We start from the raw sequence: 18,382 nt of genomic DNA, 5'->3' as shown, positions 1-18,382 counted from the left end.
CGGTTGAACCTGTGGTCCTACCCCCGTGCTTTTTGTTGCACGGGACCCACGGGTGCAACCAGCACCCGGCTTTCCCTGCGCCCTCTGATATCGAAGAGGGTGGAAAGTGAAGCAAAGCTCGGGCGGAAACCGCCGCGAGAATGCGGACTCACATCCCCCAAATACTCTACCGTCATGCCCCGCGAAGGCGGGGCATCCAGTACCCGGCGGCCTCTCGGCTTAAGCTCCGACGCCCCCGGAATACTGGATCGTCCGGTCTAAACATCAAGCCGGACGATGACAGCGGAGAGCTGTTTGAAATTTGAATCAGAAGTAGGATGGGTAGAGCGGAGCGAAACCCATCATTCGCGCCGCTTGCTCCATCGCGATGGGTTTCGCTCCGCTCTACCCATCCTACGGGCGACGGCTACTCAGCTAGCGCCAGAAGTAGCGGATGCCGACATAGACCACGACGAGGCAGGCGAAGATTAGCGCCACGGGCAGCGGCCGTTTGCCTGTCGGCCCGGATACACGCGGCTTCTTGGTGGGGAGGCGGCGGAAGGCGGTGACGTTGCCGCGGTCGGCGACCGGCTCACGGGAGGGGGCGGGGACGTCAGGCGGCGTGCCGGCGCCGCCCATCTCGGCGTAATAGCTCTTGTACATCAGCTTGATGGTGGCCTCGCTCGCCTCAAGCTCCGCCATCTGCTCCAGCAGCTTGTTGTAGGTGGCGAGGAAATTCTGCGCGTCGGCCGACAAAGAGGACGTGCCATTCAGCTTGGCGAGCATTTTCCAGGTCGCGAAGTCCGCCCGGGCACGGGTGTCCGCACGTCGAGCGATCAGCATATCGGCAGCTTTGATCAAGAGGCCCTCGCGATTTTTTCCTCAACCTAGGCGTTGCCGGTGATGAGGAGAAGCGCACGTATCACATAGCCGGTCAGTGTCCGCAGTATCGCGGAAATAATATCAAGATTGAGACCAAGCTGCGAACCGAGGAGGGGCAACAAAATCAAAAGTCCGATCAGGATCAGCAACCCGTAGGGCTCGAGGCGCGCGAGCGGCTCGGCGAGCGGCCGGGGCAAGAGCCCGACCGCCACTCGCCCGCCATCCAGCGGCGGGATCGGCATCATGTTGAAGATCGCGAGCACGATATTGATGAGGAACGCGTTTTTGAGATTGTCCGCGATCCAGCGCGCGCTATCCGGCGGGGCGAAGGGCAGCGCGTGGAATGCCAATGCGGCAACCAGAGCGAGAATGATGTTGGTGGCTGGGCCGGCCAGCGCCACCCAGACCATGTCGAGCCGGGGATGCTTGAGATTGCGGAAATTGACCGGCACCGGCTTGGCATATCCGAACAGGAATGGCGACTGCGACAGCAACAGCACGGCGGGCAGGACCACCGTGCCGAAGGGGTCGATATGCTTCAGCGGATTGAAGCTCACGCGGCCGAGCTGCCAGGCGGTGTTGTCACCCAGCCGATGGGCGACGAAGCCGTGCGCTGCCTCATGAAAGGTGATGGCGATCAGGAGCGGCAGCACCCAGACGGAGATGGTGTAAAGGGAGGTGTTCAAGGGGGATATCCGGTCGCGGCGGCGGCCGCTGTCAACCAGACATGGTTGCGGCCGGGTTCCGGCGCAAGGCGGTAAACGGGCTGTGACGCATTGGCGCGGAATATCCGTCAGCGGCTTTTCTGCAAAGCCGGATCGGCTTTGCCGATCGCCCTTGGCCCGGATTGCGTGGTTGCGATCCAGATGCCCGCGAACACGGTCACGATGCCAACCAGCAGATTCCAGCGCAGCGGCTCGCCCAGCAGCGTGGCGCCCACAAGCGATGCCGCGATCGGGTTGACGGTGACCGAGATCGCGACGCGGGTCGGCGTTGTGCGCTCCAGCGCGAACGCCCAGAGGTAGAACGTCAGCGCCGCCCCGAACACCCCGAGATAGATCGCGCCGAACCATTGCGGGGCGCCGAAAGCGGCGACCGGGGCAAAACTGCCACGCGCGAGCGAGGCGAGGATGAGGCAGGCGGCGCCGGCGGCCATGGCCATGGTGGTGAACGGGATGGGGCCGGAGCGACGGATGAAGGGCTTCGACCAGATGCTGTAGCACGCCATGCACAGCGCGGCCGCGACCATCAGGAGATCGCCGCGCCACGCCCCTTCCGGCGCGGCGCTGAGGCCGGTGAGCAGGGCCATGGCGACGCCTGTTATCGTCACCAGCACGCCCGTGGTCTTTCGCACCGTCAATTGCTCGCTGCCGAGCGCCGCGCCGACCGCCATCGTCAAGAGCGGCAAGGTCGAGAGCGCGAGCGCACCTCGCGCCGCCGTCGTAAAGATCAGCGATGCGTTGAACAGGATCGGAAATAGGGCAAAGAACAACAGGCCCAGGCCAGTCACCGCCGGCCAGTCGCGCCGCGCCGGCCAGCCTCTTCCGTGGATCAGGACCAGCGGAAGCAGCAGCAGGAAGCCGATGCCGAAGCGGAATGCGCCGATGGCGAGCGGGTCGATGGCGCCCACGAGATAGCGCGTTGCCCCGATCGACGTGCCGCCGAGCGCGCTCGAAAGCACCGCGGCCAGGACACCCCAAATCTCACCCATCAAGTCTCACCCGATCCTCTTTTCGGCTCTTGCCGACGGTAGGGGACACGCGCTAATCAAGAAATGGAATTTATATGATAGATGAAATCACTGTTCGTTATGAGCCTCGATCCAGACCTCCTGAAAGCTTTCGTCGCCGTGGCGGACCACCGTTCCTTCACCCGCGCGGCCGTGGCGCTGAACCGGACGCAATCGGCGGTCAGCATGCAGGTGAAGCGACTGGAAGAGCGGCTGCAGGCGGAGCTGTTTCACCGCACCAAAGCCAATGTCGATCTGAGCGCAGCCGGCGAGGGCCTGCTCGGCTACGCGCGTCGCATCCTCAGCCTGAACGAGGAGGCGATGGGCCGTGTCCGGGAGCACAAAATGGAGGGGCGCGTCCGCCTGGGCGTGATGGACGATTACGGCACGCTATTGGTCCCGCCGCTGCTCGCCAGCTTCGTCGCCAACTATCCGCTGATCCATATCGAGATGGAGACGGGGCTGACATCCTCTATGACGGACCGGCTCGGCGAGGCCTACGATCTCGTGATCGCCATGCATCCGCAGGGGGGCGGGGACGGCGAGCTGTTGCGACGCGAGCAGGCGATGTGGGCGGCGAGCCCGGAGCATCGCGTCGAGGAGCTCGATCCGTTGCCGGTGGCGCTTTACCCGCAAGGCTGCCTGTTCCGGAGTTGGGCGATGCAGGCGCTCGACGCTGCGAAACGGCCGTGGCGGCTCGCCTTCGTCAGCCACAGTCTTGCGGCGGTGGAGGCGATTGCGGTGCAGGGATTGGCTGTAACCGTGGTCAAGGCCGGCACCTTTCCGCCGCGGCTCCGGCGGCTGTCGGATCGCGACGGCATGCCGCTGCTGCCGCGCGCCGACATCAGGCTTCATCGCGCCGCGAACCTATCGCGCGCGGCGTCGCTACTGGCCGACCATCTGGTCGCAGAGCTGGCGCAGCCGACCTAATTAGTAGGTCGCGCGGCCGCCGGAGATGTCGAACACGGCGCCGGTAGAGAAGGCGCAATCCTCCGACGCCAGCCAGGCGACCAGGGCGGCGAGCTCTTCCACCAGCACGAAGCGGCCCTTCGGGATCTTCGACAGCATGAAATCGATGTGCTGCTGCGTCATCTGGTCGAAGATCGCGGTGCGCGCCGCCGCCGGCGTCACCGCGTTGACGAGGATATCGTGCTGCGCAAGTTCCTTGCCGAGCGATTTCGTCAGCGCGATCAGGCCGGCCTTCGATGACGAATAATGCGCGGCGTTCGGATTGCCTTCCTTGCCGGCGATCGAGGCGATATTGACGATTCGGCCGTAGCCCTGCTTGAGCATCGCGGGCACGATCGCCTTGCAGCAGATGAATGGGCCGTCGAGATTGATGCGCAGCACCTTGCGCCATTCCTCGAGATCGGTCTCCCACACCGTCTTGTTGACGCCGGCGATGCCGGCATTGTTGACGAGGATGTCGATCTTGCCGAACGCCTTCAGCGTCTCGTCGCGCGTCTTCTCCACCGCGGCCAGATCGGTGACGTCGACCTTGAAGGCGGTGGCCTCAGCGCCGATCTCCTTCGCAGTCTTTTCGGCAAGCGCGATGTCATGATCCCAGATCGCGACTTTGGCTCCGGAGGCGACAAAGCGCTCGGCGATTGCGCGCCCAAATCCCTGCGCGCCGCCGGTGACGACGGCAATGCGGCCGGTGAGATCGTATTCGTTCATGGTGTGCTTCCTTGAATTAGAGTGTCCAGCCGCCGTCGATGACATGCGCGACGCCGGTGGTGAACGCGCTCTCGTCGCTGGCGAGATAGACGGCTAGCGATGCAATTTCGTCGGCCGTGCCGAGCCGGCCCATCGGCTGGCGGGCGATGAACATCTCGCGTCCTTGCGGACCGGCGGCGGCTGCGCGCTGCAGCATCGAGGGGGTCTCGATCGTGCCGGGACAGATGCAGTTGCAGCGGATGCCGTTCGAGATGAAGTCGACCGCGACCGAACGGGTGAGGGCGGCCACCGCGGCCTTCGTCGCGCCATAGACGTAACGGTTAGGCGCAGCCTTAAACACACCGGCGGCGGAAGAGATGTTCACGATCGCGCCGCCGCCCGCGTCCAGCATGCCCGGCAGGAAGGCGCGGATCGTGCGGTGCATCGACTTCACATTGAGGTCGAACGAAAAGTCCCAGTCGTCATCGGAGCAATCGAGCACCGTGCCATGATGGACGAAGCCGGCAGCATTGAGCAGGATGTCGGTCTTGCCGGCGCGCTTGGCTATCGCCGTGACCGCTGCGGTGTCCCGTACGTCGAGCCGCGCCACCTCGGCAATGCCCTCCTGCTTGAGCAGCGCGAGCTTCTCCTCGTCGATATCGGTGGCGAACACGGTGGCGCCCTCGCGTGCAAAGGCTAGCGCGCAGGCGCGGCCGATGCCCACGGCGGCCGCGGTGACAAATGCGCGTTTGCCCTTCAGGCGGTCTGACATGTCTTCTCCTTGGAGCTCAAATTGACAGTGACCCCGTCATTGCGAGCGAAGCGAAGCAATCCATCTCTCAGCTCGCGGCGCTGTGGATTGCTTCGTCGCTTCGCTCCTCGCAATGACGGCGGTGATCAGTGATTATCCCTGGCCACCCCGACCTTGCCGGCGATGTCGTGGTAGCGGGTGGCGAGTTCGAGGCAGGCGCCGGTGGCCTGCTGGCCGACGGTGGCGCGGTACAGTTCCTGCCACGGCGTCTGGTTCGCCGGATAGCGGAAGCCGCCATTCGCCTTCAGATCAGCGTGCCGCTTCTTCACCTCGTCGTCCGAGATCAGGATGTTGGCGGTGCCCTTGTTCAGGTCGATGCGCACCCGATCGCCGGTCTTCAGGATCGCCAATCCGCCATCGGCGGCCGCTTCCGGCGATGCGTTGAGGATCGACGGCGAGCCCGAGGTGCCGGACTGCCGGCCGTCGCCGATGCAGGGCAGGGACAGGATGCCGCGTTTGATCAGCGCCGCCGGCGGCTGCATGTTCACCACCTCGGCGCCGCCGGGATAGCCGATCGGACCGGCGCCGCGGATGAACAGCATGCAGTGCTCGTCGATCTCGAGCGAGGGATCCTCGATCCGCTCGTGGTAATCCTCGGGTCCCTCGAACACGATGGCGCGGCCCTCGAAGGCGTTCGGGTCCTTCGGGTTGATGAGATAGCGGTCGCGGAACTCCTTGGAGATCACGCTGGTCTTCATGATCGCGGAATCGAACAGATTGCCGCGCAGCACCAGGAAGCCTGCATCCTTCACCAGCGGCTTGTCGTAGGTCCAGATCACGTCGCTGTCGGGCCGGGCCGCATCCTTGCAGTTCTCGCCCATGCTGCGGCCGTTGACCGTCACGGCATCTTCATGGATGCGCTTGTGCGTCATCAATTCGCGCACCACCGCCGGCACGCCGCCGGCCCGGTGATACTCCTCGCCGAGATAGAAGCCGGCCGGCTGCATGTTCACGAGCAGCGGCACGTCGTGGCCATATTTCTGCCAGTCGTCGATCGACAATTCGACGCCGACATGGCGGGCGAGGGCATTGATGTGGATCGGCGCGTTGGTCGAGCCGCCGATTGCCGAATTCACCACGATGCAGTTCTCGAACGCCTTGCGGGTGAGGATGTCGGAAGGTTTCAAGTCTTCCCAGACCATCTCGACGATCCGCTTTCCGGTGTCATAGGCGATCTGGCCGCGCTCGCGATAGGGCGCGGGGATCGCAGCGCAGCCCGGCAGGGACATGCCGAGCGCTTCTGCCAGCGAGTTCATGGTCGAGGCGGTGCCCATCGTGTTGCAATGGCCGACCGACGGCGCCGAGGAGGCGACGACGTTCATGAACTCCTCATAATCGATCTCGCCCGCGGCGAGTTGCTCACGCGCCTTCCAGACCACCGTGCCGGAACCGGAGCGAACGCCATTGTGCCAGCCATTCAGCATCGGCCCGCCCGACAGCACGATCGCGGGAATGTTAACGGTCGCCGCCGCCATCAGGCAGGCGGGCGTGGTCTTGTCGCAGCCGGTGGTCAGCACCACGCCATCGAGCGGGTACCCGAACAAAACTTCGACCAGGCCGAGATAGGCGAGGTTGCGGTCAAGCGCAGCCGTCGGCCGCTTTCCCGTCTCCTGGATCGGATGGGTCGGAAACTCCATCGCGATGCCGCCGGCTTCACGGATGCCTTCCCGCACGCGGTGCGCAAGTTCAAGATGATGGCGATTGCAGGGCGAGAGATCGTTGCCGGTCTGCGCAATGCCGATGATCGGTTTGCCGGACTGCAGTTCCTGCCGCGTCAGTCCATAATTAAGGTAGCGCTCGAGATAGAGCGCGGTCATGCCGGGATTGTGTGGGTTGTTGAACCATTCGCTGGAGCGGAGCTTGCGCTTGGTGGATGGCGTAACAGGCTTGTTCATTGTTTCTCCCCGAGCGCAACGGCTTATGCTGCACTGCACTCAGTCTTGATTTCATTGACGCGACTTTATGCACGTCGATCGACTGTTCGCAATTGATTGAGCACGCGATATTCAACTTTGATCCAACGACATGGCGAAAAAATTCTGCTAAGAGGCAACCCAACTTGAAGAGCGTGCGGGGCCTTTATGGTCCTAACCGCCGCTAGAATCGGAGGGAATTGAATGGCGTCGGTGCAGATTAGCGACGTGCGGAAGTCGTTCGGTGGGTTTGAGGTCCTGCACGGCGTGACTGTTCCGATTGAGGACGGTGCGTTCGTGGTGTTGGTCGGTCCCTCCGGCTGCGGCAAGTCGACATTGCTGCGCATGTTGGCTGGACTGGAGAACATCACCTCCGGGACCATTTCGATCGGCAATCGCGTAGTGAATAATGTCCAGCCGAAAGAGCGGGACATCGCGATGGTGTTTCAGAACTACGCGCTCTACCCGCATATGACCGTTGCTCAAAATATGGGCTTCTCATTGAAGTTGCGGAACGCGAACCAGCAGGACATTGCCGCCCGGGTTAAGAAGGCTGCCGAAATCCTCGCATTGTCGCCGCTTCTGGAGCGTTTTCCGCGCCAGTTGTCGGGCGGACAGCGCCAGCGCGTCGCCATGGGGCGTGCCATCGTGCGCGATCCCCAGGTGTTCCTGTTCGACGAGCCGCTATCCAACCTCGACGCCAAGCTGCGCGTCGCCATGCGCACCGAGATCAAGGAACTGCACCAGCGGCTGAAGACCACGACAGTCTACGTCACCCACGACCAGATCGAGGCCATGACCATGGCCGACAAGATCGTCGTCATGCATGACGGCATCGTCGAGCAGATGGGATCGCCGCTCGAACTCTATGACAAGCCCGACAACCAGTTCGTCGCCGGCTTCATCGGCTCGCCGGCGATGAACTTCCTCAACGGCCATCTGAAGTCCAACGGTCAAGTCTATGTCGAGACCGAGGAGGGCGCCCGGTTGCCGCTGGCCACGGCGCCGACCGCCTCCGACGGGAAGCCGGTGGTTTATGGCATCAGGCCCGAACATCTCGACCTCGCCAGTGACGGCATCGAGGCCGAGGTCATCGTCGTCGAACCCACCGGCTCCGAAACCCAGATCGTGGCGCGGATCGGCAAGCAGGACATCATTGCGGTGTTCCGCGAACGACATGACGTCAAGCCCGGCGAGAGAATTCATCTGCGGCCGCGTGCGTCGTCCGCTCACCTGTTCGACAAGGACACCGGCCGCCGTCTCTAGGCGGCCGGATTATCAAGCCCAAGCAAGACCATAAAATTAAGTAGGTAAGGGAGAAGACTTGAAATGAATAAGTTTACCACCGATCGCCGCTCGCTGCTCAAGGGCGGCGCGGGCCTTTTGGCTGCTGCAGCGACGATGTCGGGCGACGAGCTCTTGGGCTATGCGAAGGCCTGGGCGCAGACTTCGCCGTGGAAGCCGGAGCCGGGGGCGAAGATCAATCTGTTGCGCTGGAAGCGGTTCGTCGAAGCCGAAGACGTCGCCTTCATGAAGATCGTCGACGCCTTCCAGAAGGCCAACAACGTCACCATCAACGTCTCCAACGAATCCTACGACGACATCCAGCCCAAGGCGTCGGTTGCCGCCAACACCGGGCAGGGCCTCGACATGGTCTGGGGCCTCTACTCGCTGCCGTTCCTGTTCCCGAGCAAATGCGTCGATGTCACCGATGTTGCCGACTATCTCGGCAACAAGTGCGGCGGCTGGGCCGACTCGGGCAAGGCCTATGGCATGCTCAACGGCAAATGGATCGGCATTCCCGTTGCCGCCACCGGCGGCCTCGTCAACTATCGCGTCGCCGCGGCCGAGAAGGCCGGCCACAAGGAGTTCCCGAAGGATCTCGCCGGTTTCGCCGACCTCGTGAAGGGCATGAACAAGAACGGCACGCCGGCCGGCATGGCGCTGGGCCATGCCTCGGGCGACGCCAACGGCTGGCTGCACTGGGCGCTGTGGGCCCATGGCGGCAAGATGATCGACAAGAATAACAAGGTCGTCATCAACTCGCCGGAGACCGCCAAGTCGCTGGAATACGTCAAGGGCCTCTACGACAACTTCGTGCCCGGCACGGCGTCGTGGAACGACAGTTCCAACAACAAGGCGTTTCTCGCCGGCCAGCTTCACCTCACGACGAACGGCATCTCGATCTATGTGACGGCGAAGAAGGAGAATCCGCAGATCGCGGAAGACATGAACCACGCGCATCTGCCGGCCGGCCTCGATGGCAAGACGCGCGAGCTTCATCTCGGCTTCCCGATCCTGATCTTCACGTTCTCGAAATATCCGCAGACCTGCAAGGCGTTCACCGCCTTCATGCTGGAGCCAGACCAGTTCAACCCCTGGATCGAAGCGGCGCAGGGTTATCTGTCCCACTTCCTGCTCGGCTACGACAAGAATCCGGTCTGGACCGCCGATCCGAAGACCACGCCTTACCGTAGCGTCGCGCAGAGCGCGTCGACGCCGGCCGGTGAGGCGCAGATGAGCGAGAACGCGGCGGCTGCGATCGCCGACTTCGTGCTCGTCGACATGTACGCGAACTACTGCACCGGACGCGAGGATACGAAGACCGCGATGGCCTCGGCCGAACGCGCGGCCAAGCGCATCTTCCGTTGAACGAATGACCGGCGCGGAGTGCCGCGCCGGTCTTGGATATGAAGGTGATCGGGGCGACGCCCGGCAGTGGGGGCACGGGCCGGGCGTTGCCTTCGATTTGGAGTTGGAGACGGAATGAGTACTGTCCAGACATCGATGCCGGTACAGGCCGCCGCAGCCGGCGAGCCGTCACTTTGGTCAAGGCTGCGCGCCAACCGCAACTGGGCGGCGCTGTGGTTCATGCTGCCGGCCGCGGCCTTCCTGATCCTGTTCCTGGCCTATCCGCTCGGTCTCGGCATCTGGATGAGCTTCACGGACGAACGCATCGGCCGTGAGGGCGTCTTCATCGGCCTCGAGAACTATCAATGGCTGTGGGACGACGCGATCTTCTGGCTGTCGGTCTTCAACACGATCCTCTACACGCTGATCGCCAGCGTCATCAAATTCGCGATCGGCCTTTATCTCGCGCTGCTCTTGAACCGGCACATGCCGTTCAAGGCCATGATCCGCTCGATCGTGCTTATTCCCTTCATCGTGCCGACCGTGCTGTCGGCAATCGCATTCTGGTGGATCTACGACGCCCAGTTCTCGATCATCTCGTGGTCGCTGATCAGGCTCGGCCTGATCGAACACAACATCAACTTTCTCGGCGACAGCAACTGGGCTCGCGGCAGCGTCATCTTCGCCAATGTCTGGCGTGGCGTTCCCTTCGTGGCGATCACGCTGCTCGCCGGCCTGCAGACGGTGTCACCCTCGCTTTACGAGGCGGCGACGCTCGACGGCGCCACCAACTGGCAGCGCTTCCGCTACATCACCTATCCGTTGCTGACGCCGATTATCGCCGTCGTGATGACGTTCTCGGTGCTGTTCACATTCACCGACTTCCAGCTGATCTGGGCATTGACCCGCGGCGGACCGGTCAATGCGACGCATCTGATGGCGACGCTGAGCTACCAGCGCGGCATCATCTCCGGACGGCTGGGCGAGGGTGCGGCGATCGCGACCGCGATGATCCCGTTCCTGCTCGCTGCGATCGCGATCTCCTGGTTCGGCATGCAGCGCCGCAAGTGGCAGCAAGGATCGAACAATGACTGATTCAGCCCTGCAAACCAAAGCGCCGGCGCCGACCGCGACCGACGACTCCGAGGGCATGAGCTATCTGGAGTCGCTGCCGCGCCGCCTGATCACGCTCTATCTGCCGCTGTTCATCATCCTCGTGGTGCTTCTGTTCCCGTTCTACTGGATGGTGCTGACGTCGATCAAACCGGACGAGCAGTTGATCGACATGGAGAAGTTCAACCCGTTCTGGGTTGTGCATCCGACCTTCAAGCACATCAGCAAGCTGCTGTTCGAGACGCAGTATCCGAGGTGGCTCTGGAACACGATGTATGTGGCGGTCGGCGCCACGTTCCTGTCGATCGCAGCCAGCGTGCTGGCGGCCTATGCGATCACGCGGCTGCGGTTCAAGGGCGCCGATACCGTCGGCATCCTGATCTTCTTCGCGTATCTGGTGCCGCCGTCGATCCTGTTCATCCCGCTGGCCTCGGTGATCCAGGCCTACGGCCTGTTCGACTCGCCGCTGTCGCTGATCCTGGTCTATCCGACCCTGCTCATTCCGTTCTCGACCTGGCTGCTGATGGGATACTTCAAGACCATCCCTTATGAGCTCGAGGAATGTGCGCTGATCGACGGCGCCTCGCGCTGGCAGATCCTGGTCAAGATCATCGTGCCGCTGGCGATTCCCGGCCTGATCTCGGCCTTCATCTTCTCGTTCACGCTGTGCTGGAACGAGTTCATCTATGCGCTGACCTTCCTGCAATCGACGCCGAACAAGACGGTGCCGGTCGCGATCGTCAACGAGTTCGTCGACGGCGATATCTACAAGTGGGGATCGCTGATGGCCGGTGCGCTGGTCGGCTCACTGCCGCTCGTGATCCTTTACGCCTTCTTCGTCGAGCATTATGTGTCGGCCATGACGGGAGCCGTGAAGGAATAGCGCGACAGGCCCACGTCGTTACCGCTGATAATAAGGAGTTGGGTCTTGCACGTTCTGATTCTTGGCGCCGCCGGCATGGTCGGCCGTAAATTGACCGACCGTCTGCTGCGCGACGGCCGCCTCGGCAAGCAGGACATCACCAGGATGACCCTGCAGGACGTCGTCGAGCCTGCAAAGCCTGCCAACGCCTCGATCCCGGTCAAGGTGGTGGCGTCCGATTTCGCCGATGCGGGCGCCGCCGCGCCATTGATCGCTGAGCGGCCCGACGTGATCTTCCATCTTGCCGCGATCGTGTCGGGTGAGGCCGAGGCGGATTTCGACAAGGGCTATCGCATCAATCTCGACGGTACGCGCTACCTGATCGATGCTATCCGCGCGGTCGGCGGCGGCTATAGGCCGCGGCTGGTGTTCACGTCCTCGATCGCCGTGTTCGGCGCGCCGTTCCCGGAGAAGATCGGCGACGAGTTCTTCCACACGCCGCTGACGAGCTACGGTACGCAGAAGTCGATCTGCGAACTGCTGATCAACGACTACACCCGCAAGGGACTGTTCGACGGCATCAGCATCCGCCTGCCGACCATCTGCGTGCGGCCGGGCCGGCCGAACAAGGCAGCGTCGGGCTTCTTCTCCAACATCATGCGCGAGCCGCTCGCCGGCGAGGAGGCGGTCCTGCCGGTGTCCGAGGACGTGCGTCACTGGCATGCGTCGCCGCGGTCGGCGGTCGGCTTCCTCGTGCATGCCGGCACAATGGACCTCGATGCCATCGGGCCGCGCCGCAACCTCAGCATGCCCGGGCTCTCCGCCACCGTCGGCGAGCAGATCGCGGCGCTCGAGCGCGTCGCCGGCAAGAATGTTACAGCGCGGATCAAGCGCGTGCCGGATCCGACCATCATCGGCATCGTCTCCGGCTGGCCGCGCGACTTCGTCACCGAGCGTGCGGTGAAGCTCGGCTTCACGACCGCCGAGAAGACCTTTGACGACATCATCCGGATTCACATCGAGGATGAACTCGGCGGCAAGTTCGCGGCGTAGTTTTGCTACGGAGTGCGGTCGTGACGCGGGTAGCCTCTATCGGCGAATGCATGATCGAGTTGAGGCAGGCGCAGGGCGGCTCGCAAAGCGGGACGTCAGGCGGCCTGTACTCGCGGGGGTACGGCGGTGACACCCTCAACACCGCCGTCTATCTCGCGCGCCTCGGCGTCGACGTCGACTACGTCACCGCGCTCGGCGACGATGCACTGAGCGAGGAGATGATCGCCGCCTGGAAGGCCGAGGGCGTCGGCACCAAGCGCGTCGCGCGGCTGGCGGGCAAACTGCCCGGCATCTATCTGATCCAGACCGATGAGAAGGGCGAACGGAAATTCTTCCATTGGCGCGAGAACTCGGCCGCGCGCAAGCTGATGCATTTGCCGGAAACCGAGGACCTTCTCAATTCGCTCGCGACCTACGACCTCGTCTATCTCTCCGCCATCACGCTCTCCATTTACGACGACTACGGGCGAGGGCGCTTGATGACGGCCTTGAAGCGCGCGCGCCTGCTCGGCACGCGCTTCGCGTTCGATACCAATTTCCGTGCTCGCGGCTGGCCTGATCTGAACGAGGCGCGCAGCGTCTACAGCGCCGCGTTCGAGGCGGCCGACATCGTGCTCGCTTCGACCGAAGACCTGTTGCCGCTCTATCCCGGCGAGAGCCATGAGACGCTGCTCGCGGGCATTCCGAGCCCGGAAGTTGTGCTGAAGCTCTCGGAGCCGGCCTGCGTGCTGCGCTTTGCCGGCGGATCGCGGGAGGTGAGGGCCGAACCGGTGACCCAGCCGGTTATCGACACCACCGCGGCCGGCGACAGTTTCGCGGCCGCCTACCTTGCGGCCTGGCTTTCCGGCGCCGAGCCGCCGGAGGCTGCGCGCGCGGGCCACCGGCTGGCCGGTGTCGTGGTGTGCTATCCCGGCGCAATCATTCCGCGCTATGCCATGCCGCCGAAGAAAACGCCGCGGCCGACCAGTTCGCGCAGGGTCTCGCAATGACATCAGCCAAACAAGAAACGCTCGCCGCGCTGTTCAGCCAGGCCAAGGTCATCCCCGTCCTCACCATCGAGCGACGCGAGGATGCGGTGCCGCTGGCACGCGCGCTGGTCGCCGGCGGGATATGCACCCTGGAAGTCACCTTGCGCACGCCGGTCGCGATCGAGGCGGCGAAGGCAATCATGGCCGAGGTGCCGGACGCGATCGTCGGCATCGGCACGATCCTGAGCCCGGACGATCTCGCCCGCGCCGAGGCGCTCGGCGTCAAGTTCGGTATCAGCCCGGGTGCGACGCCCGAGCTTTTGAAGGCAGCGGCGGCTAGCAGCCTGCCGTTCGCGCCGGGGATCGCGACCGCGTCTGAACTGATGCAGGCGCTGGCGCATGGCTTCGATCTCGTGAAATTCTTCCCGGCGGAATCTTCGGGTGGTATCAAGGCGCTTCGGGGGCTGGCCGGGCCGTTCCCGAATGCGCGGTTCTGCCCGACCGGCGGCATCGGGGAGGCCAATGCCGCCACCTGGCTGGCGGAGCCCAATGTGGTCGCGGTCGGCGGCTCCTGGCTCTGCCCGTCCACTGAGGTCAGGACCAACAATTGGGCCGGCATAACCGCCATGTGCGACCGCACCCTGAAATCGCTGAAAGCCGGGTGAAGTCCCGTTACGGATCAGCTACAAGCGATCAGGAACATTCTTGGGAGAACGGCCATGACAGCCAGCATCGTGGGGTGGGCGCATACGCCCTTCGGCAAGTTCGACGCGGAGACGGTTGAAAGCCTGGTGACGCGCGTCGCCAACGAGGCGCTGGCCGATGCCGGAATTTCGGCTGGCGACGTCGACGAGATCTTGCTGGGACATTTCAACGCAGGCTTCTCGCCACAGGATTTCACGGCCTCGCTGGTGCTGCAGGCTGATCCGCAGCTCCGCTTCAAGCCGTCCACGCGCGTCGAGAACGCCTGTGCGACCGGGTCGGCGGCTGTGCACCAGGGCATCCGCGCCATCCAGACCGGTGCCAAATTCGTGCTCGTGGTCGGCGTCGAGCAGATGACGAAGACGCCGGGGCCGGAGATTGGCCGCAACCTGTTGCGCGCCTCCTACCTGCCCGAAGATGGCGATACGCCCGCGGGCTTCGCCGGCGTGTTCGGCAAGATCGCGCAAGGCTACTTCCAGAAATACGGCGACCAGTCCGATGCGCTGGCGATGATCGCCGCCAAGAACCACAAGAACGGCGTCGCCAATCCCTATGCGCAGATGCGCAAGGATTTCGGCTTCGAGTTCTGCCGCGCCGAGAGCGACAAGAACCCGTTCGTCGCCGGCCCCTTGAAGCGCACCGACTGTTCGCTGGTGTCGGATGGCGCCGCGGCGCTGATACTGACGGATTCGGAGACCGCGAAGACCATGGGCAAGGCAGTGAACTTCCGTGCCACCGCCCATGCACAGGACTTCCTGCCGATGTCCAAGCGCGACATCCTGCAGTTCGAGGGCTGCACGGTGGCCTGGCAGCGCGCGCTGGAGAAGGCCGGAGCCAAGCTTTCCGATCTCTCCTTTGTCGAGACCCATGATTGCTTCACCGTCGCCGAGCTGATCGAGTATGAAGCGATGGGCGTGACCCCGCGTGGGCAGGGCGCTCGCGCTATCCTGGAAGGCTGGACGCAGAAGGACGGCAAGCTGCCGATCAATCCGTCCGGCGGGCTCAAGGCCAAGGGCCATCCGATCGGCGCCACCGGCGTCTCCATGCATGTGATGAGTGCGATGCAACTGACGGGACAGGCGCCCGAGGGCATGCAGTTGAAGAACCCGGAGCTTGCCGGCATCTTCAACATGGGCGGCGCCGCGGTTGCGAATTATGTTTCGCTGCTGGAGCCGGCGAAGTAGGCTGTAGGCGTTATGGCGTTGCAGGGTGGGTAGAGCGCAGCGAAACCCACCATCTTCGCCCCGGGTCGCCATTGATGGGTTTCGCTGCGCTCTACCCATCCTACGGAATCACCGCGGTGTGCCGCGGCGCTGACTTTCGGAGCGTACATCATGGGTAACGAAAGCTCGTTGTCGCTGGACGAACTCAACGATCGCATCGCGATTCTTGAAGACAACATCAGGCAGCTGATCGAACAGGCCGCCGCTGCATCCGGCGAGCAGAACGAGGCACGTATTGCCGACCGCATCAGCCAGCAGAATGACGAGCTCGAGCGGCTGATGAAGGAGCGCGACGCGCGGTCGACGAGATAATCGCCACTCGCGGTGCATACGCCCATACGCGCGGCGCGCCTTGATCTCGCGAACGCCCTGCCGTTACTTGGTCCCAGGAAGTGATAACGCGGCCGTAAACGGCTGCTACTCTGGGAGGATGACGAGGCCATGGGACCGCTGGAGGGCATCAAGGTCGTCGACATGACGACTGTGCTGATGGGACCGTATGCCACCCAGATGCTCGGTGACTACGGCGCCGACGTCATCAAGGTGGAATCGCCCGATGGCGACGTCACGCGCCAGATCGGTCCCACCCGCCACGCCGGCATGGGCCCGGTGTTCCTCAATACCAACCGCAGCAAGCGCTCGATCTGCCTCGACCTGAAGAAGCCGACCGGGCGCGAGGCGGTGCTGCGCCTGATCGCGAAGGCCGACGTGCTGGTCTACAATGTGCGCCCGCAGGCGATGGCGCGGCTGCAGCTCGGCTATGACGTCGTCTCCAGGATCAATCCGCGGCTGGTCTATGCCGGCGTGTTCGGCTTCGGCCAGGACGGCCCGTACGCCGCCAAGCCCGCTTATGACGACCTGATCCAGGGCGCCACCGCGCTGCCGGCGCTGATGGCGCAGACCGCCGACGGCGTGCCGCGCTACGTGCCGAACGCGCTGGTCGATCGCATCGTGGGATTGACCGCGGTCGGCGCGATCTGCGCGAGCCTCGTGCATCGCGACAAGACCGGGCAGGGGCAGCGCGTCGACATCCCGATGTTCGAGACCATGGCCAGCTTCGTGATGGGCGACCACATGGGCGGCCTCACCTACGATCCGCCGCTCGACCGCGGTGGCTACAAGCGGCATTTGTCGCCGGACCGGCGCCCCTACAAGACCAGCGACGGCTATATCTGCGTGATCGTCTATAACGACAAGCAGTGGGACAATTTCTTCACCGCGACGGGGCGCGACGATCTGCGCAAGGATTCGAGATTTGCGACCTTCGCCGGCCGCGCCGCCAATATCGATTGCGTCTACGCCGAGCTTGCGCGCATCCTCAAGACCAGGACCACCGCGGAGTGGAACGAGATACTGGAAAAGGCCGACGTGCCGGTCATGCCGATGCACGACCTCGAAAGCCTGCTGCAGGACCCGCACATCGTTGCAACCGATGTGTTTCCGGTCATCGACCATCCGACCGAAGGCCGCATCCGCAGCATGAAGGTGTCGGCGCGCTGGTCGGACACGACAGCCGAGCCGCAACGTCTGGCGCCACGACTCGGCGAGCACAGCGCGAAAATCCTGCATGAGGTCGGCTTCTCCGCCGACGAGATCGCCGCCATGGTGCACGACGGCGTCACCAACGCTCCAGAGAACTAGGACAGAGACTGATGGACTTTGCGCTCTCGGCCAACCAGGAATCCATCCGCGATGCCGTCGCAAAAATCTGTGCGCGCTTTGACGACGCCTATTGGCTGAAGAAGGACAAGGAGGGCGGCTATCCCGCCGACTTCCACCGCGCGCTCGCCGATGCCGGCTGGCTCGGCATCTGCATCCCCGAGGAATATGGCGGCTCCGGGCTCGGTATCACCGATGCCGCGATCATGATGCGCACGATCTCGGAGTCCGGCGCCGGCATGTCGGGCGCATCGGCCGTGCATATGAACGTGTTCGGGCTCAATCCTGTGGTCGTGTTCGGCACCAAGGAGCAGTGCCAGCGCATGCTGCCGCCGATCATCGATGGCCGCGACAAGTCCTGCTTTGCGGTGACCGAGCCGAACACCGGGCTCAACACCACGCAGCTCAAGACCCGCGCGGTGCGCAAGGGCGACAAATACATCGTCAACGGCCAGAAGGTCTGGATCTCGACCGCGCAGGTCGCCAACAAGATCCTGCTGCTGGCGCGTACCACGCCGCTGGAAGAGGTGCGGACGCCGACGCAGGGCCTGAGCCTGTTCTATACTGATTTCGACAAGAAGCGCGTCACCGTGCACGAGATCGAGAAGATGGGCCGCAAGCCCGTCGATTCCAACGAACTGTTCTTCGAGAATTTCGAGATTCCGGTCGAGGATCGCCTCGGCGAGGAGGGGCGCGGCTTCGAATATATCCTGCACGGCATGAATCCGGAGCGCATCCTGATCGCGGCCGAAGCTGTCGGGCTCGGCAAGGTCGCGCTGTCGCGGGCGCAGGCCTATGCCAAGAGCCGCATCGTGTTCAACCGCCCGATCGGCATGAACCAGGCGATCCAGCATCCGCTCGCCAAATGCTGGATGGAGCTGGAGGCCGCGTGGCTGATGGTGCTGTCGGCCGGCTGGCACTACGACCAGGGCCTTCCCTGCGGGCCCGCCGCCAATTCGGCGAAGTTCCTCGCCGCTGAGGCCGGCTTCCGCGCCTGCGAGCAGGCGGTGATGACCCATGGCGGCTTCGGCTATGCGAAGGAATATCACGTCGAGCGTTACCTCCGGGAATCCCTGATCCCGCGCATCGCCCCGATAAGCCCGCAGCTCATCCTGAGTTTCATCGCCGAGAAGGTGCTCGGGCTGCCGAAGTCGTATTGATGGTGGTGGTGATGATGGTCGCGTGCAAAGAGACGCGCTCG

18 protein-coding genes are annotated in these 18,382 nt (G+C 63.7%); 12 read left to right on the top strand and 6 right to left on the bottom strand.

Going from position 1 to position 18,382, the window contains the following annotated elements:
• Positions 1-414 precede the first annotated feature (414 nt).
• The 3 genes from K288_RS0111485 to K288_RS0111475 all read right to left on the bottom strand — a co-directional run bounded on the left by K288_RS0111485 (position 415) and on the right by K288_RS0111475 (position 2,572).
• Entirely contained in the window at positions 415-822 is a 408-nt protein-coding gene (locus tag K288_RS0111485; protein WP_152535477.1) for a hypothetical protein, read from the bottom strand.
• A 44-nt stretch (positions 823-866) separates the two neighbouring features.
• Positions 867-1,547 (bottom strand): site-2 protease family protein, encoded by a 681-nt coding sequence (locus K288_RS0111480; RefSeq protein ID WP_027579684.1) that lies wholly within the window; start codon positions 1,545-1,547, stop codon positions 867-869.
• Positions 1,548-1,654: 107 nt separating this feature from the next.
• Positions 1,655-2,572 carry a DMT family transporter gene (locus tag K288_RS0111475; RefSeq protein WP_027579683.1) on the bottom strand — a complete coding sequence of 306 codons (918 nt, stop codon included), beginning with the start codon at positions 2,570-2,572 and terminating at the stop codon, positions 1,655-1,657.
• A gap of 81 nt (positions 2,573-2,653) precedes the next feature.
• Here K288_RS0111475 and K288_RS0111470 point away from each other — a divergent pair, with 81 nt between their 5' ends.
• Positions 2,654-3,520: a LysR substrate-binding domain-containing protein gene (locus K288_RS0111470; protein ID WP_244443124.1), complete on the top strand. Its 867-nt coding sequence runs from the start codon at positions 2,654-2,656 to the stop codon at positions 3,518-3,520.
• On the opposite strand, the gene K288_RS0111465 is transcribed toward K288_RS0111470, so the two are convergent.
• From K288_RS0111465 to K288_RS0111455, 3 genes are all read right to left on the bottom strand, one after another.
• On the bottom strand, positions 3,521-4,267 hold the full coding sequence (locus K288_RS0111465) for an SDR family NAD(P)-dependent oxidoreductase (protein ID WP_027579681.1): 747 nt from the start codon (positions 4,265-4,267) through the stop codon (positions 3,521-3,523).
• A 16-nt stretch (positions 4,268-4,283) separates the two neighbouring features.
• Complete coding sequence (locus tag K288_RS0111460) at positions 4,284-5,018, bottom strand: SDR family oxidoreductase (protein WP_027579680.1); 735 nt, start codon at positions 5,016-5,018, stop codon at positions 4,284-4,286.
• A 125-nt stretch (positions 5,019-5,143) separates the two neighbouring features.
• Positions 5,144-6,952: an IlvD/Edd family dehydratase gene (locus tag K288_RS0111455; RefSeq protein ID WP_027579679.1), complete on the bottom strand. Its 1,809-nt coding sequence runs from the start codon at positions 6,950-6,952 to the stop codon at positions 5,144-5,146.
• A 222-nt stretch (positions 6,953-7,174) separates the two neighbouring features.
• Between K288_RS0111455 and ugpC the strand changes: the two genes are divergently transcribed.
• The 11 genes from ugpC (at position 7,175) to K288_RS0111395 (ending at position 18,341) form a co-directional block, all read left to right on the top strand.
• The gene (gene ugpC, locus K288_RS0111450; protein WP_027579678.1) at positions 7,175-8,236 is read left to right on the top strand and encodes a sn-glycerol-3-phosphate ABC transporter ATP-binding protein UgpC; all 1,062 of its coding nucleotides are present in this window, start codon (positions 7,175-7,177) and stop codon (positions 8,234-8,236) included.
• 63 nt (positions 8,237-8,299) lie between these two features.
• Positions 8,300-9,622 carry an ABC transporter substrate-binding protein gene (locus K288_RS0111445; protein ID WP_027579677.1) on the top strand — a complete coding sequence of 441 codons (1,323 nt, stop codon included), beginning with the start codon at positions 8,300-8,302 and terminating at the stop codon, positions 9,620-9,622.
• A 114-nt stretch (positions 9,623-9,736) separates the two neighbouring features.
• The gene (locus tag K288_RS0111435; protein WP_027579676.1) at positions 9,737-10,696 is read left to right on the top strand and encodes a sugar ABC transporter permease; all 960 of its coding nucleotides are present in this window, start codon (positions 9,737-9,739) and stop codon (positions 10,694-10,696) included.
• The gene (locus K288_RS0111430; RefSeq protein WP_027579675.1) at positions 10,689-11,597 is read left to right on the top strand and encodes a carbohydrate ABC transporter permease; all 909 of its coding nucleotides are present in this window, start codon (positions 10,689-10,691) and stop codon (positions 11,595-11,597) included. The genes K288_RS0111435 and K288_RS0111430 overlap by 8 nt, the downstream gene beginning before the upstream one ends.
• Before the next feature lie 45 nt (positions 11,598-11,642).
• On the top strand, positions 11,643-12,629 hold the full coding sequence (denD, locus tag K288_RS0111425; RefSeq protein WP_027579674.1) for a D-erythronate dehydrogenase: 987 nt from the start codon (positions 11,643-11,645) through the stop codon (positions 12,627-12,629).
• Positions 12,630-12,649: 20 nt separating this feature from the next.
• Positions 12,650-13,618 (top strand): sugar kinase, encoded by a 969-nt coding sequence (locus K288_RS0111420; RefSeq protein ID WP_027579673.1) that lies wholly within the window; start codon positions 12,650-12,652, stop codon positions 13,616-13,618.
• On the top strand, positions 13,615-14,262 hold the full coding sequence (gene eda / locus K288_RS0111415; RefSeq protein ID WP_027579672.1) for a bifunctional 4-hydroxy-2-oxoglutarate aldolase/2-dehydro-3-deoxy-phosphogluconate aldolase: 648 nt from the start codon (positions 13,615-13,617) through the stop codon (positions 14,260-14,262). The genes K288_RS0111420 and eda overlap by 4 nt, the downstream gene beginning before the upstream one ends.
• 54 nt (positions 14,263-14,316) lie before the next feature.
• Positions 14,317-15,483: an acetyl-CoA acetyltransferase gene (locus K288_RS0111410; protein ID WP_027579671.1), complete on the top strand. Its 1,167-nt coding sequence runs from the start codon at positions 14,317-14,319 to the stop codon at positions 15,481-15,483.
• A 150-nt stretch (positions 15,484-15,633) separates the two neighbouring features.
• A complete protein-coding gene (locus tag K288_RS0111405) occupies positions 15,634-15,834 on the top strand; it encodes a hypothetical protein (RefSeq protein WP_027579670.1) in 201 nt (66 codons plus the stop codon).
• A gap of 129 nt (positions 15,835-15,963) precedes the next feature.
• Positions 15,964-17,163, top strand: a complete 1,200-nt coding sequence (locus K288_RS0111400; protein ID WP_027579669.1) for a CoA transferase — start codon at positions 15,964-15,966, stop codon at positions 17,161-17,163.
• Positions 17,164-17,174: 11 nt separating this feature from the next.
• The gene (locus K288_RS0111395) at positions 17,175-18,341 is read left to right on the top strand and encodes an acyl-CoA dehydrogenase family protein (RefSeq protein WP_027579668.1); all 1,167 of its coding nucleotides are present in this window, start codon (positions 17,175-17,177) and stop codon (positions 18,339-18,341) included.
• Positions 18,342-18,382 lie beyond the last annotated feature (41 nt).

Source organism: Bradyrhizobium sp. Ai1a-2 (assembly GCF_000426245.1).
Classification (GTDB): Bacteria; Pseudomonadota; Alphaproteobacteria; order Rhizobiales; family Xanthobacteraceae; genus Bradyrhizobium.
The sequence above is the reverse complement of the archived record's forward strand: the minus strand, read 5'-3'. Positions and strand labels throughout refer to the sequence as shown.